Source organism: Pedobacter ghigonis, assembly GCF_903166585.1.
In the GTDB taxonomy this organism is placed as follows: Bacteria; Bacteroidota; Bacteroidia; order Sphingobacteriales; family Sphingobacteriaceae; genus Pedobacter; species Pedobacter ghigonis.
Genome location: NZ_CAESCM010000001.1, coordinates 472,791 through 488,027, shown reverse-complemented (window position 1 = coordinate 488,027; position 15,237 = coordinate 472,791). Strand labels below are relative to the sequence as shown.

Genomic DNA, 15,237 nt, shown 5'->3' with positions numbered 1-15,237 from the left:
CATGAAAAAGACCAGTCAGATGAAAAAATATATATACGCATTTGCTGCCATAGCCTGTTTAAGTTTTGGCCAGTCATGCAAAAAAGATTCAGAATTTTTAGATAAACAACCTACCAGTACCCTGCCCATTGATGCGGTTTGGAAAGACCCCAATCTGGTACTTACCGTAGTGGGCGATTTGTACGATCGTTACCCTGATTTTCAGCGTATCGAATCGTGGTGGCTTTTTGCCGATTTCGACGAGGGTTTTGCCTCGGCAGGGGGCGATTATTTCCGTCACCAGAATTTAGAATATGGCTACGATGCCTGGAGATACTGGGATATGGGTGTTTATGGTTTTATCAGAGATTTAAACATGTTTATTAAACGTGGGCAGGAATCTACCCAGTTAAAAGCAACAGACCGCGACCGTTTTCTGGCCGAAGCACGTTTTATCAGGGCTGGTGTATATTTCGAAATGGTAAAACGCATGGGCGGTGTGCCCTTAATCACTGTGCCTTTAGATTACGATTACAGCGGCAACCCAAGCTACCTGCAATATGCAAGGGCAAAAGAAACCGAAATTTATGATTTCGTAATTGCCGAACTGGAGGCTGTTAAAGCCATATTGCCCGATGATGCAACCGTAAAAAGCAGGGCTACCAAAGCTGCTGCATTGGCTATGGAAACCAGGGCCGCTTTATATGCCGGTTCAATAGCTAAATACAGCAATTCACAGTTAAGCTTGCCGGGTGGTGAAGTGGGTATTTCTTCAACTTTAGCCAATGGATATTTTACTAAAGCCTTAAATGCGGCCAAACAAATTATCGATGGCGGTAAGTATTCGCTTTACCAAAAGAACCCGAACCTGTCTGATAATTTCGCGGCATTGTTTACTGATAAAGGCAGCAATCCTGAAGTTATCTTCGCAAAGGATTTTAAATTGAAAACCAACAAAGTACACGGTTTTACGATCGATAACCAGCCTCGCTCTTCAGCAGAAGAAGCTCAGGGCGGTAGGTTAAATCCATCCTTAAACCTGGTTCAGTCTTTCGAAAAGCTGGATAACAGCTATGCTTCACTGGCTTCGGTTGATGCAGGCGGAAATCCGGTTTACTATACCAATATCACCGATATCTTTGCTGGCCGTGATGCGCGTTTATCCGGTACTGTAATCCTTCCTGGAACGCAATTTAAAGGCAAAACAGTTGATATCTGGGCAGGTTACCAGTTGGCCAACGGAACCATCATTACCGGCGATAATTTCGGGCAAACGAAGGATAAAGTTTTGCCTGATAACCCCGCATCGGTGCAGGTAGTGGGAAAAGACGGACCTGTTGATGGTTTGGAATTCAGTGCACAATCGGGATTTTATGTGCGTAAATATTTAGATCCGGCAACAGGTTCGGGGCAGATTGGTACCCGTAGCGATGTATGGTGGATCCGTTACCGCTATGCCGAAGTATTGTTAAACGCAGCCGAAGCCGCTTTTGAATTGGGCGATTTGGGTGCAGCAGCAGGTTATATTAAACCGGTACGTGACCGTGCAGGATTAACCACAGCTTTAACACCGGCGCAGATTACTTTTGATAGGATTGTACACGAGCGTAAAGTAGAGTTTGCTTTTGAAGGACAACAGCTTTGGGATATGAAACGCTGGAGACTCGCCGATAAAGTGTGGAACGGCAGTAACATGTCGGCCGCCGATTTTACCAACGCCACCAATATTGGCAGTGCAACACGTACCAGCACCCAGGTTTTTGGTTTATGGCCTTATAAATATTACAACCCGGGCAATGCCAACCACTTAAAATATGTTTTTAAAGTAATTAAACCCAGCCGCGTTACAGCAGCACATCGTTTCCGCATTGGTAACTATTATTCTTCAATAGGACAGGATGTATTAAACGGTAATCCAAAAATTATCAGAAACCCTAATCAATAATCAGATACAGATATGAAAAATAGATTTTATTTCATAGCAGGGGCAATTATAGCCGTATTATTCTCCGCATGTAAAAAAGATAATTACGATGCACCCCAGGCCGATTTTACAGGTAGGATTGTGTACAAAGGAGAGCCCATTAATGTACAATACGGTCAGGTAAATTTCGAACTCTGGCAGTCGGGCTTTGGTAACTATTCGGCGCTCAATGTAAATGTAAACCAGGAGGGAGGCTATTCGGCCAAACTATTTGATGGCAACTATAAACTTGTTTTTTCGGCTAACCAGGGACCTTTTTTATGGAAAAAGAATGCTGCGGGCAAGCAAGATACCATTGCGGTAAACATTAGTGGCAGCAAAACCATGGATATCGAAGTAACACCTTATTACATGATCCGTGGTGCAACCTTAACTGCAGCTACGGGCAAGGTAAATGGTTTCTGCAAGCTCGAAAAAATTATTACCGATGCCAATGCAAAAGATGTGGAAAGCGTATCGCTCTACATCAATAAAACACAGTTTGTAGATGGTGGTAATAACATTGCTGTGCAGGAGCTTAGAGGTGCGGCCATTGCCGATTTGAATAACCTGAATACAAGTGTAACCATACCCGGAATTGTACCTGCACAAAATTATGTTTTTGCCAGGATTGGGGTAAAAATTGCAGGGGTAGACGATTTGATTTTCACACCGGTAGCTAAAATTACCTATTAATAACCATCAGCAGGCATATGGAACTAAAACCCTATGCCTGCCTTTATTCATTATCTTAGTTAAACTAATTTAACCATTTTGAAATACCGCTCCATACTTTCTCTGTTGTGCCTGTTTGTATGGGTGCAGCTGGCCCATGCCCAGCAAAAACCGCTGGATGGAAAGCACATTTACCTGGCCGATCCCACTATCTTTTTCGATAATGGCACTTATTACCTGTACGGCACCAGTGGCGATGAAGGTTTTTTGGTGTACCAGTCAACTGATCTTAAAAACTGGACAGGTCCTGTGGGGAGTAAAAATGGCTATGCCCTGAAAAAAGGCGATGCCTTTGGCACTAAGGGTTTCTGGGCACCACAGGTTTTTAAGCGGGGCAACACCTATTACATGGCTTATACTGCCGACGAGCAGATCGCCATTGCAAAAAGCAACAGCCCTTTGGGACCTTTTAAACAAACAGTGTTAAAGGAAATTTCTGGTAGCGGAAAACAGATCGATCCATTTTTGTTTACCGATAGTGATGGCAAAAATTACCTCTATCATGTTCGGTTAGACCGGGGCAACCGCATTTTTGTAGCTGAAATGAAAGCCGATTTTTCAGACATTATTCCAGGTACACTTAAAGAATGCATTTCGGGAACTGAAAACTGGGAGAATACGGCTAAAACAGACTGGCCGGTTACCGAAGGGCCAACCGTGCTGAAAAAGAACAATCTCTATTACCTGTTTTACTCGGCAAATGATTTTAGGAATCCCGATTATGCAGTTGGCTATGCCACTTCAAAATCGCCGTTTGGCCCATGGACCAAATACAATGAAAACCCCATCATCAGCAAAGCGAATATTAAGCAAAACGGTACCGGACATGGCGATTTTCTGGTCGATGCCAAAGGTAATTTACAGTATGTATTCCACATTCACTATACTAATCAGAAAGTATCGCCACGGGCAACGGTTATTGTAGCCGCAAAATTTGTGAAGGGGAAAGATGGAAATGCGGCAATGCAGATCGATCCAAAAACTTTCAGGTGGTTAACGCTTCAACCCGGGCAGTAAAATGATCGGTTTTGTAGAAAAATTGAAACAATAAGGAGCATCCGGGAAAAAGAAAATCGCTTTTTTAGCGACTGGGAATTTAACGGGGAAATGCCCAACCAAATAAATAGCATGATTAAAAAGTATTACTTAGTTTTTGCAGGTATGTTACTGGCGCTGGCGGCTCAGGCACAAACTTTTTCCAACCCGCTATTGCCTTCCGGAGCCGATCCCTATAATTTTTATAAGGATGGCTATTATTACTATACCCATACCTCGGGCAACCGCATCGATTTGTGGAAAAGCAAAAGTATTGAAGGCTTAAAAGATGCTGAAAGGAAAACCATCTGGAAGGCACCTGCCGGAACCCCATACAGCAAAGAGATATGGGCACCCGAAGTGATGTTTTTAAGAGGGAAATGGTACGCGTACTTTGCTGCCGATGATGGCAAAAACGATAACCACCGCATGTATGTGCTTGAAAATGCTTCGGCCGACCCCATGCAGGGCGAGTGGATTTTTAAAGGAAAAATAGCCGATGCAACTGATAAATGGGCAATAGATGGCGATGTAATCGATTTTAAAGGCCAGCTGTATATGATTTGGTCGGGTTGGGAAGGCGACACGAACGGCAAACAGGAAATCTTTATTGCCAAACTAAAAAATCCCTGGACAGTAGATGGACCAAGGGTTAAAATATCATCACCAAAATTTAGCTGGGAAAAAAATGGCGACTTAGGTGGAGGCGAGCATGTAGATGTGAACGAAGGGCCACAATTTTTGCCACATGGCGATAAACTGTTTATCATTTACTCGGCGAGTGGCTGCTGGACGGATTTTTACGCTTTAGGCATGCTTACTGTATCGGCCAAAAGCAATTTGCTCGATCCGGCTTCCTGGAAAAAATTAGAAAAGGCAGTATTTGAGCGCTCGATAGAAAATGGTGTATATGCTCCCGGGCACAACTCCTTTTTCAAGTCGCCCGATGGTAAACAAGATTGGATCTTGTACCATGCTAATGATAAACCGGGGCAAGGCTGTGGCGGTTTCCGCTCACCTAGGGCACAACAGTTTAGCTGGAATGCAGATGGTACACCGAATTTCGGCACACCTTTAAAAACAGGCACTCAGCAGGCAGCACCCTCAGTTAAAAAGTAAAATAATCAGATATAATACCAATGAACTTAAAAAACTATCTTCTTCCTTTTGCCTTTGCGCTTTGTTTAAGCACAGGCTATGCGCAGAAAAACAAAAAAGCAGCCGAACCCGCAAAAGTGTGGTCGGTTGAGAAGGCCAATGCCTGGTACAAAGAACACAAATGGCTTACCGGTGCAAATTATATACCGGCAAATGCCATTAACCAGCTCGAAATGTGGCAGGCCGATACCTTTTCGCCAGCGGTAATTGATAAAGAGCTGAGCTGGGCCGAAAGTATAGGCTTTAACACCCTGCGCGTATTTTTGTACAGCAAGGCCTGGAGCCAGGATCCCGAAGGTTTTAAAAAACGCATGGATCAGTTTTTAACCATTACACAAAAGCATGGCATTCAACCGATGTTTGTGTTCTTCGACGATTGCTGGAACAAAACTGCTGCTATTGGCAAACAACCTGAGCCAAAAACAGGCGTTCACAATTCAGGCTGGCTACAGGATCCCGGCGACCCGGCTTTTAAAGAAGAGGCCAATTTCCCTGAGCTCGAAAAATATGTGAAAGATGTACTCACGCATTTCGCTCATGATAAACGCATTCTGCTATGGGATTTGTATAACGAACCGGGAAACAGTGGTAAACTGGAAGCAACCATTCCACTGCTAACCAAAACGATTAGCTGGGCACGTGAGGTAAATCCCGATCAGCCGATCAGCATCGGGCTCTGGAGCTGGGGTTTCGAAAAACTAAACGAAATCCAACTGGCCAATTCAGATATCGTTACTTACCATAATTACGAAGCACCAGACTGGCACCAGCGAACCATCGATTTATTAAAAGCAAGCGGCAGGCCTTTAATCTGTACCGAATACATGGCCCGCCCGCGTAACAGTCGTTTTTCGAACATTCTGCCCATGCTAAAAGCAGAAAACGTTGGCGCTATTAACTGGGGTTTTGCTGCTGGTAAAACCAATACCAAATATGCCTGGGATACTCCACTGGCTGATGGTTCAGATCCGGTTGAGTGGTTCCACGAGATTTTTCAGCCAGATGGCACACCTTACCGCCTGGATGAAGTAAACCTGATTAAAAAATTAAACAACAAATAAGCAGATCATACAGGGCTGAGAATCCAAATTGTTATCTGTAATTACCACCAATTGAAACCAAAAATGAAAAAAACGTCTATTTTATTTGCACTGTTGGGGCTTTCGCTCTCACTTTCTGCACAGCAGGCCAGTAAACCATGGTCGGCTGTTAAGGGGAAAATATCGTCGCCCTGGGCAGATGAAGTTAATCCTGCTGCCGTGCTTCCCGAGTACCCACGTCCGCAGTTCGAACGTAGCGGAAACTGGAAAAACCTAAACGGCTTATGGGATTATGCCATTGCCGAAAAATCGCAGCGCCCTGCCATTAACCAGGGCAAAATTCTGGTTCCCTTTGCTGTAGAAGCTTCGCTTTCGGGCGTAGGTAAAACCGTTGGTAAAGATAGCCTGCTGTGGTATAAAACTTCTTTTACCCTTCCGTCGAACATGAAAGGGAAAGATATTTTACTGCATTTTGGTGCGGTAGACTGGCGTGCAACTGTAAGTATTAATGGTAAAGAAGTAGGTAAGCACGAAGGTGGTTTTGATCCTTTTAGCTTTAACATTACCCCTTTCTTAAATAAAAGCGGCAACCAAACGCTTACTGTTGAGGTATGGGATCCGACTGACGAAGGTCCGCAGCCACGAGGCAAACAGGTTAAGCGGCCAGAAGGTATCTGGTACACCCCGGTTACCGGAATCTGGCAAACGGTGTGGGTAGAAGCGGTAAACAAGTCGCATATCGATCACATTAAAATCACACCGGATATCGATCAGAAAGCTGTTGAAGTTAGCTCGTTTGTGGAAAATGCAAATGCAGGCGATCAGGTAAAAATTTCGGCCTGGGACGGAGGCAATAAGGTAGCCGAGCAAACTACCGAGGCTAAAGGAACAGTGAGCTTAAAGATCGAAAACCCCAAATTATGGAGTCCGGACAGTCCGTTTTTATATGATTTGAAAATCGAGCTGCTTTCAAAAAACAAAAAGGTAGATGAGGTGAAAAGTTATTTCGCTATGCGTAAAATTTCGATGGGTAAAGATGCCAGCGGGATAGAACGGATGTTGTTAAATAATGCTTTCCTGTTTCAGTATGGTCCATTAGATCAAGGCTGGTGGCCGGATGGATTATACACTGCCCCAACTGATAAAGCTTTGAAATTTGATGTGGATAAGACAAAGGAAATGGGCTTTAACATGATCAGGAAACACATTAAGGTAGAACCTGCGCGTTGGTATTATTACTGCGATAAAGCGGGTATGCTGGTTTGGCAGGATATGCCAAGTGGTGATTTGGGTAACCGTTGGGAAAACCGCCCCGGGGTGTTAGATCATCAAACCGATCAGAAAAGAAGTCCCGAATCAGAAGGTTACTACAAAAAAGAATGGAATGCCATTATGGAGAAACTGCATAATGTACCTTCAATTGTAGTGTGGACTCCATTTAACGAAGCCTGGGGACAATTTAAAACGGTAGAAATTGCCAAATGGACAAAAGAGAAAGATCCTTCGCGCCTGGTGAATACAGCCAGTGGTGGTAACTTTTTCCCGGTAGGCGATATCATCGACCTGCACAACTATCCACATCCGGCTATGCCTAGTCCCGATTACTTTGGAAAAGACTATGTACTGGTGCTGGGCGAATTTGGTGGTTTAGGTTTACCAATTGATGGCCATGTGTGGCAACAAAAAAACAATTGGGGTTACCAGAGTTTTAAAAACAAAACCGACCTTTTTAACAAGTATGCTGAGTTTACCAAACGCCTGGAACAGCTTATCCCGCTAGGGCTTTCGGCCGGTGTGTACACGCAAACAACTGATGTGGAAGTAGAAACTAATGGATTGATGACTTACGACAGAAAGGATATCAAGTTTTCTGAAACACAGATAAAAGCGCTGCACGATAAATTGTATCAGATTAAGGTGCCGGTGAAATAACCGCCTGTTTTAGCATAAATAACCAATCTGATGAGCCCGGTATTTATATCGGGCTCATTTTGTTTCAGGCTTTTTAATACAGCCGAAAGTTTAACAAATACCCTTAATTGGGGATATGGGATTTTAAAAGACAGCAGTATTTTTGGTTGATTTAAAAAAATTAAGCTGGCTTGTTTAAAGGCAATCGTACTTATATTCGCATCGGTAAACTTTACCGATGTGGTTAAGAAATGTTTGTTAACCAGGCCAACTTGTTTGTGAAAAAATAACTGAATGAATTCCGCGATAAATCCCGCTCTTTTTATGAAAAACCTAATTACTGCTTTCCTTTTTTTGATTGTTTCTTCCTTTGTTGCCCAGGCGCAGCAGCTTACAACTTTTAACGAGAAAGGTTTAATCGGCTTTAAAGATATAACGGGCCGCATAGTGGTTGCACCTAAGTATGATTACACCAAAGAATTTAGTGAGGGCCTGGCTTTGGTTGAGCTGAATAATGCTAACGGATATATTAACAATAAGGGCCAGGAAGTGGTTAAGCTTAAATACTATGGAGGCTATGATTTTCAGAATGGAGTTGCAATAGTATATAATCACAGCCTTAAACATGGAATTATCGACACAAAGGGAAACGAAATTGTCCCTTTAAAATACGATCGGATAGGAGAAGTTTCTGATGGAGTAAGGATTTTTGAACTAAATAAGAAGTTTGGGGTAATGGATAAAAACGGAAAAGAACTGTTTATAACTCCATACGATCGGATTTCTGGATTTGCAAATGGACTTGCCTTGATAACCAAAGATAAAAAGCAGGGTTATATGGATAAATTTGGCAAGATCGTTATTCCGGCTGTTTACGATGAAGCCACATATTTCCTTGGCGCTAATGCCTTTGTAGAAAAAGAAAATAAAATCTATATGATAGATACTAAAGGTAATATCATTAAAACCTTACCATACGATAAACTGGGGTTCAGCGGGGAGAAAGCTGTAAATGTTAAATTAAACGGGAAAACGGGAAGATTGAACGCATGGGGGAAAGAGGTTATTCCACCAGTGTACGATGGGATTGGAAGGTTTAATGCAAATGGACAAGCCACTTTTACAGCCAATAAAAAAAAGGGGCTTATTGATATCAATGGAAGGATATTAATTCCTGCAGCGTATGATGAACTTTCTCCATTCGGCCGGGCAACATATCAGGCAGCCCAGGATGGCAAAGAGATGATCCTGGATACCCTTGGCAATCAGGTTTCTCCAAACAAATACGAAAAAATAGGTTATGATAGCGAGGGGCTTGCCTTAATGGTAACCAATGGTAAATATGGTTTCCTAAATAGAGAAGGAAAGGAAGCAATAGCACCCAAATATCAATTCGTTGGCGATTTTTATTACGGAATGGCCAGGGTTAAATTAAATAATTTATGGGGCTTTATAGATAAAAGCGAAAGAGTAGTAATTCCTATCCAATATACCTTTGTTACAGGAATGATTTTGTATCATGCAAAAATAAGGGTTGGTGAAAAATGGGGGATGATAAGTGATAAGGGCAAAGTGGTTATTGAACCAGTTTATAGTGATCTCGGTTTTTTTAGGGAAGAAAGAGTAAAGGTCAAGATAGATGGAAAATGGGGCTTTTTGGATGAAGAAGGAAAGTTAGTGGTTCAAAACCTATACGCTGAAGTAGAAGATTTCGACGAGGGAAAGGCCATTGTAACGCTCGGAGATAAAAAAATCAAAATTGATAAAAACGGGAAACAAGTAGAAAATTAAGTCAATCACATTTAAACCCAGCACCATGAATAGATACTTTAAATACCCTATTAATTTATTACTTCTGGTAATGTTACTATGCAGCAGTACTGGCGGATATTCCCAATCGCGTACGCAGATTGCCGCACAGTTAAGCAAGCTGATTAACAATTCAAGCTATTCAGACGAACTTCAGTATTACAATAATACTATCGATGCCAACTGCAATACCCTAACCCATAGTTTCGATACGTTTCAATCGGTAACTTTTACGCGTACAGAAAAGTTTGCCCGCGTAAGCAGTACTTATCGGAATATTCCCTGGAAAAATCTGCAGAGCATTACACACGAGAAAATCAGTACCTCAGCGGTATATCTGTTTTTTGCTGAACCCATTGTGCAAAGCCGCAAGCTTACCTATGGAAGTTATTTTAGAAATAAGTACACTGATGGTACCGCCGAGCGTAGTGTAAGGAGTATTCAGCTGCATATTAAAAATACAGATCTGCTGGTATTTGAAACCCTTTGTTATAAGTTAAAATTTGCAGATTCTGCACAAAATATGCAGGCAGTAGCCCCGATAAAAACATTGCCACAGGCACTGTTTAGCCAGAAAGTATTGCCCCCAACTAAAAATGAGGCGCAGGGAATCATATTCGATTCTACAACGGGTTATAAATGTGGCCCACAGGAATGGCCTTCTTATTGGTGCAAATTTTTCAAACTTGGTGCAATAGACATTTCAAACATGGGATCGGACGAAATGAAGGCGAAATCGCTCGAAATGCAGGCCTATTGGAATAAATACTGCTATAGTTTTACCACAGGAGACTGGCGAGGAATTACTGGTGGAAGCATCACTACACTATTGGATATTAATAACGATACCGGCAGCAGTGATGCTTTCGGACTTATCGCCTACCGGGTAAAGGGCAATGTAAATTTTTTAAATCCTTTTAATGGTAAAAACTATTTTGATAATTTATATGCCAAGTACGGTAAAAAAGAACATTATGTAGAGTATGAGAAAGAGGAAGTTCAGCGGGAATGGGAATATTTGCAGAGCCGTGCGAAAAGATGGGGTGCCAAATCATCAGCTTACATGCTGCAGCAATATAAATACAATGCCCAGGCGCATCAGGAACTCATAGAAGCCATTTTATGTAATACCCAAGGCGAAGGTGTTTTTGCAGGTTTAAAGAGCAATCCGGCACAGTACCTGCTGCAGGTGTATAATGTGGGCATTAGAAATTTTGATGAGGCTGTGTTTTTATTCGAATCTAGTTTTAAAACCCAATTATCATCGGCAGATAAAATTGCATTTCGTCAAAACCTTAAATATCAGCAGGTACTTTGGGATTAAGCTTTTCGGATGATTGGTAGTGACTGGTGTTTTCAATAATATGGTAGAGAAATTCGTATCTTCACAATAGATCACAATCTGAAGTGTTGCAAGACTTCCATAAATTAATTAGATGAAACCATTCGATTTTTCCACCTTTCCGATATTAAAAACGGATAGATTTACACTTCGCAGGCTCTTACTAACCGATGCAGCAGAAATTTACGAACTCCGTTCGGATGTGAAGGTAGCGACCCTAACCGGAAAAGCACCCTATCGGAGTTTAGATGATGCCATTGCATATATCAACAAAATCGATAACCTCGTTAATAACAACGAATCGATTTACTGGGTTATCGCAGAGGAGGAGACCGGTCCTATGATTGGAGCGGTTTGCCTTTGGGATTTCAATACTGAAACCAGGACTATTGAAATGGGTTATGAGCTGCTTCCGGCTTTTCAGGGGAAAGGCATTATGCAGGAGGCAATTCCACGTGTGCTTAAATATGCATTTGAGGTAATGGGGGTGCAAACCATTGTTGCTTTTCCATCAAGCGATAATCCGCCATCTGTAAAACTGCTGGAGAGGCTTAACTTTAACCTGGTTCAGGAAGAGCATAAAAATACGCACGAAGGTGTACCGGGAATGTTAGCATTTACATTTTCTGCTCCTGAATCCTGACCTTTAATCGAGCCATAGAGGCACGGAAAGCACGGAGGGTAATGAGTACCCAAAGTTGCCATTCGGAGCCGATCGTCATTCCCGCGCAGGCGGGAACCTTAATGCGTTCGCTATTGTTTGCACAGCACACCCTTCTACCACTCGTGGCGGCCAAACATAAGCCAATAACAAGCCAAAGATACCGCCTAATACATTCATCAAACATCAGCTGTAAGCAAACATACGATAGTAGCACCCTAACAATTGAGCCTGGCAGCCAAACATACCGCACTTGCTGGCAAACATACGATGCTGATACCTTAACAATTGGTATTGGCAAGCATGCATACCATACAGGCAGGTAATCTTACAACAATCGCTACTTAGCGAGCGCATTAAGATTGCTTCGTTTCTTGCAGTGCCGTAAATTCTATGAGTTTCTGTCAATGGTTAGCCTGTAGAAGGACTATTGAGACCTAATGGCTGAGTAGCTATTCGCTAATACAATCAGATTACAACAAACTTCCTTCGGGCAATTCATAGGGCGGTTTACCCGGTTCAAAAATGCGTGTAAGCTGGGTGCCTTCAACGGTAATTTTATCACCTTTTCTTCTAATCCAGTTTCCTTCTCTCAGGCCAACCACCTTAATGTTATTTTGGGTTAAAAACTCTTTAATACGCGTTTCCCTCGTTTCGCCATTGTGTTGTAGCGTAGGGTCTGGGTCGAGGTAATGCGGGTTAAGGTTAAAAGGAACCAAGCCCATGCATTCGAATGAAGCCGGATAAACAATTGGCATATCGTTGGTAGTTTTCATATTTAAACCGCCGATATTACTACCTGCACTGCAACCCAGATAAGCTTTCCCTTCCGCCACATTCGATTTTAGCGTTTGCATCAGGCCGGCCTCGTGCAGGGTTTTTACCAGTAGAAACGTGTTGCCGCCTCCGGTAAAAAATCCTCTCGCAGCGTTAATTGCCATTGCCTGATCTTCAAATTCGTGCAGCCCCTTAACTTTGATGCCAATGGTTTCGAAAAAATCGCTGGCTTTTTGGGTGTAATCATCGTGAGAAATACCTCCGGGCCGCGCAAAAGGAATAAAAATAATTTCGTCGATACCTTGATACAGATCGATAATTTCTGCTTTTAAATAGGCCAGGTATTCGCCATCAAACAGGGTAGAGGTTGATGCAAGGATAATATTCATGGTACTTTGTTTATACAGGTATTTGGTTAAAAAAGCTGAGTCGGTTTGCCGATAGTTCAAAAGTAACAATTGATGATCTATCCACGAAAATTACCGGCTTATAAAATATACCGGTTAAACTGTTAACCTCTACAGGATGCGACAGGATGGTTAGGCCACCCATATTCGATATATTAACCGCAAAATAAACAGTACGATTTGAATGTGCAGTTTAGGGTTAACCAAATATATTTGAAGTAATTTATGAAAAGCATCCCCGTAATAGTATTCACAGCGCTTATATTCTTTACCAGTTCGGTTTTTGCACAATTTAAAACACCCGATTGGGTAAGTAAGGCAGGAGCCAGAAAATTTAGCTTCAAACAAAAAAACTACCTCGTTAACCAGTACGGTGCACTAAATGATGGAAAAACCTTAGCTACCAAAGCTATTCAGCAAGCCATAGATGATTGTGCAGCAAAAGGAGGAGGTACCGTTTCTTTTCAACCCGGCAAGTATTTAACCGGTTCATTGTTCGTTAAAACAGGTGTTAATTTCGAAGTGGGTAAAGGTGTGGAGTTATTGGGCAGTCAGGATATTAAAGATTACCCCGAGATTGATACCCGTGTAGCAGGCATCGAAATGAAATGGCCGGCAGCATTGATCAACATCCTCAAACAGCACAAAGTGGCTATTTCGGGATCGGGATTGATTAATGCCCAGGGAAAACCTTTTTGGGATTATTACTGGAACCTGAGAAAAGATTACGATGCTAAAGGCCTGCGCTGGATTGTGGATTATGATGCAAAACGCCCCCGAACCGTATTAATCGAATCGGCCAGCGATGTGATTGTAAGGGATGTAAATTTACAGCAAGCAGGTTTCTGGACGGTACAAATCCTTTATTCGAGCTACGTAACTGTTGATAAAATTACGATTAGAAATAACGTAGACGGGCATGGCCCAAGTACGGATGGTATTGACGTAGATTCATCGCTCTGGACCCTGATCCAGAACTGTGACATTGATTGTAACGACGATAATTTTTGCCTGAAAGCTGGTCGCGACTGGGATGGCTTACGGGTAAACCGGCCAACTGAATACGTGGTTATCCGCAACTGCATTGCCCGCAAAGGTGCTGGTTTACTTACTTTGGGTAGTGAAACCTCGGGCAGCATCCGCCACGTGTGGGCTACTGATTTAATCGGTTATGGCACAGGCAATGCATTAAATATCAAATCGGCCAAAACCAGGGGCGGTACGGTAGAAGATGTGTACTTCGGCAATATCACCATGGAAGGTGGCGGCAATGTAATTCAGGTTAACCCAAACTGGAACCCCGCTTACAGCTATTCAACCTTGCCTGCTGGGTATACTCCTGACTCGATTCCTTTGCATTGGACCAAGCTTTTAACTCATGTTGAGCCGGCTAGTAAAGGCATACCAAAAATCCAGAACATCAATGTTTTCAACGTGAATGCGAAAGATGTGAAAAAAGCCATCAACGCCATTGGTTTCAGCGAAACCATATTAAAAAATTTCAACTTTAAAAATTTGAACATTACAGCAGCAACTGCCGGTAACATCGAATTTGCCCAAAACTGGACTTTCGACAATGTGAAGATTACGGCTGCAGATGCATCTACCTTAAAAGTAGCAAATGCCACAGGTGTAAAGCCCTAAACAAGCGGTGTTTATGTTAGAATAAATTGCATATAAATAAAAAAAGGTACAACAATCGCTGTTGTACCTTTTTATCTAAATTAACGCTCTCAATCTATGATTGATGCAGGGCTCTCACCCCCTGCAAGGGCAAAGGTATTAAATATTTGTTTTTTTGCAAATTTTGAATCAATTATTCTCAATATTTCAGCAAAGTTCTCTAATCCATAAGCAAAAGCTGAAGGCTGAAATGCCTGTTTCAGCAGACTATTTGCCAAACTGAGCCGTAATCAAATTCTTTCATATTCACGGCAGAGCTACCTTTAAACCATCACTAAGGCAGCGAACTAAATTGCTTCCTTATAAAATTAGCATTATGGAAAAATACAGGAAAATTATTTTTAGTGCCACTCTGGCCATCGGGTTAAGTGCTTTTATAGCTCCTTTTACCACCTTTGCCCAAAAAACAGGCATTACACGAACCAATCACCAGAGACACGACATTAGTGTTCCGGGATACGAAACCATACAGGCGAGTATCGCTTTTGAGCCTGGGGTTCAGTTCGGCATGCATTCGCATCCCGGCGAAGAAGTAATTTATGTGCTTAAAGGTACATTTGAATATCAGATTGAGGGAGAAAAACCAGTCAGGCTTAAAGCTGGCGATGTGCTCTTTATTCCGGCAGGTAAAAATCACCAGGCTAAGAATGTGGGTAAAAATAAGGCAGTAGAATTGGCAACCTATATTGTAGAAAAGGGGAAAACCCTGGTGGTCATGAAACCTTAAAGGATAAATT

The 15,237-nt window shown here is 42.3% G+C and carries 12 protein-coding genes; 11 read left to right on the top strand and 1 reads right to left on the bottom strand.

The genetic code is table 11. The features are described from left to right. The first annotated feature begins 1 nt into the window (after position 1). The 9 genes from HWV58_RS02065 to HWV58_RS02025 all read left to right on the top strand — a co-directional run bounded on the left by HWV58_RS02065 (position 2) and on the right by HWV58_RS02025 (position 11,615). A complete protein-coding gene (locus HWV58_RS02065) occupies positions 2-1,924 on the top strand; it encodes a RagB/SusD family nutrient uptake outer membrane protein (RefSeq protein ID WP_235972623.1) in 1,923 nt (640 codons plus the stop codon). A gap of 12 nt (positions 1,925-1,936) precedes the next feature. Beyond that, on the top strand, positions 1,937-2,638 hold the full coding sequence (locus HWV58_RS02060) for a DUF3823 domain-containing protein (protein WP_175632466.1): 702 nt from the start codon (positions 1,937-1,939) through the stop codon (positions 2,636-2,638). A 78-nt stretch (positions 2,639-2,716) separates the two neighbouring features. Then, positions 2,717-3,694, top strand: coding sequence for a glycoside hydrolase family 43 protein (locus tag HWV58_RS02055; RefSeq protein ID WP_235972622.1), 978 nt, complete (start codon positions 2,717-2,719; stop codon positions 3,692-3,694). Positions 3,695-3,805: 111 nt separating this feature from the next. Beyond that, positions 3,806-4,831 (top strand): glycoside hydrolase family 43 protein, encoded by a 1,026-nt coding sequence (locus HWV58_RS02050; protein WP_175632465.1) that lies wholly within the window; start codon positions 3,806-3,808, stop codon positions 4,829-4,831. A gap of 20 nt (positions 4,832-4,851) precedes the next feature. Beyond that, complete coding sequence (locus HWV58_RS02045; protein WP_175632464.1) at positions 4,852-5,931, top strand: glycoside hydrolase 5 family protein; 1,080 nt, start codon at positions 4,852-4,854, stop codon at positions 5,929-5,931. A 63-nt stretch (positions 5,932-5,994) separates the two neighbouring features. Beyond that, a complete protein-coding gene (locus HWV58_RS02040) occupies positions 5,995-7,842 on the top strand; it encodes a glycoside hydrolase family 2 protein (RefSeq protein ID WP_175632463.1) in 1,848 nt (615 codons plus the stop codon). Between the two features lie 303 nt (positions 7,843-8,145). Further along, positions 8,146-9,612, top strand: coding sequence for a WG repeat-containing protein (locus HWV58_RS02035; protein WP_175632462.1), 1,467 nt, complete (start codon positions 8,146-8,148; stop codon positions 9,610-9,612). 25 nt (positions 9,613-9,637) lie between these two features. Next, complete coding sequence (locus HWV58_RS02030) at positions 9,638-10,954, top strand: hypothetical protein (RefSeq protein ID WP_175632461.1); 1,317 nt, start codon at positions 9,638-9,640, stop codon at positions 10,952-10,954. Positions 10,955-11,066: 112 nt separating this feature from the next. Beyond that, entirely contained in the window at positions 11,067-11,615 is a 549-nt protein-coding gene (locus tag HWV58_RS02025; RefSeq protein WP_175632460.1) for a GNAT family N-acetyltransferase, read from the top strand. 491 nt (positions 11,616-12,106) lie between these two features. Here the strand turns inward: HWV58_RS02025 and pepE are convergent, their stop codons facing one another. Then, positions 12,107-12,799, bottom strand: a complete 693-nt coding sequence (gene pepE, locus HWV58_RS02020) for a dipeptidase PepE (RefSeq protein WP_175632459.1) — start codon at positions 12,797-12,799, stop codon at positions 12,107-12,109. 243 nt (positions 12,800-13,042) lie between these two features. On the opposite strand from pepE, the gene HWV58_RS02015 reads away from it, so the two are divergent. Continuing rightward, positions 13,043-14,461: a glycoside hydrolase family 28 protein gene (locus HWV58_RS02015; protein ID WP_175632458.1), complete on the top strand. Its 1,419-nt coding sequence runs from the start codon at positions 13,043-13,045 to the stop codon at positions 14,459-14,461. Between the two features lie 355 nt (positions 14,462-14,816). After that, the gene (locus tag HWV58_RS02010) at positions 14,817-15,227 is read left to right on the top strand and encodes a cupin domain-containing protein (RefSeq protein WP_175632457.1); all 411 of its coding nucleotides are present in this window, start codon (positions 14,817-14,819) and stop codon (positions 15,225-15,227) included. The last annotated feature ends 10 nt before the right edge of the window (positions 15,228-15,237 follow it).

Coding starts and splice junctions, on each gene's coding strand:
- HWV58_RS02045 (WP_175632464.1), top strand. CDS start 4,852: ATGAACTTAAAAAACTATCTTCTTCCTTTTGCCTTTGCGCTTTGTTTA.
- HWV58_RS02040 (WP_175632463.1), top strand. CDS start 5,995: ATGAAAAAAACGTCTATTTTATTTGCACTGTTGGGGCTTTCGCTCTCA.
- pepE (WP_175632459.1), bottom strand. CDS start 12,799: ATGAATATTATCCTTGCATCAACCTCTACCCTGTTTGATGGCGAATAC.
- HWV58_RS02010 (WP_175632457.1), top strand. CDS start 14,817: ATGGAAAAATACAGGAAAATTATTTTTAGTGCCACTCTGGCCATCGGG.
- HWV58_RS02035 (WP_175632462.1), top strand. CDS start 8,146: ATGAAAAACCTAATTACTGCTTTCCTTTTTTTGATTGTTTCTTCCTTT.
- HWV58_RS02050 (WP_175632465.1), top strand. CDS start 3,806: ATGATTAAAAAGTATTACTTAGTTTTTGCAGGTATGTTACTGGCGCTG.
- HWV58_RS02065 (WP_235972623.1), top strand. CDS start 2: ATGAAAAAGACCAGTCAGATGAAAAAATATATATACGCATTTGCTGCC.
- HWV58_RS02060 (WP_175632466.1), top strand. CDS start 1,937: ATGAAAAATAGATTTTATTTCATAGCAGGGGCAATTATAGCCGTATTA.
- HWV58_RS02030 (WP_175632461.1), top strand. CDS start 9,638: ATGAATAGATACTTTAAATACCCTATTAATTTATTACTTCTGGTAATG.
- HWV58_RS02015 (WP_175632458.1), top strand. CDS start 13,043: ATGAAAAGCATCCCCGTAATAGTATTCACAGCGCTTATATTCTTTACC.
- HWV58_RS02025 (WP_175632460.1), top strand. CDS start 11,067: ATGAAACCATTCGATTTTTCCACCTTTCCGATATTAAAAACGGATAGA.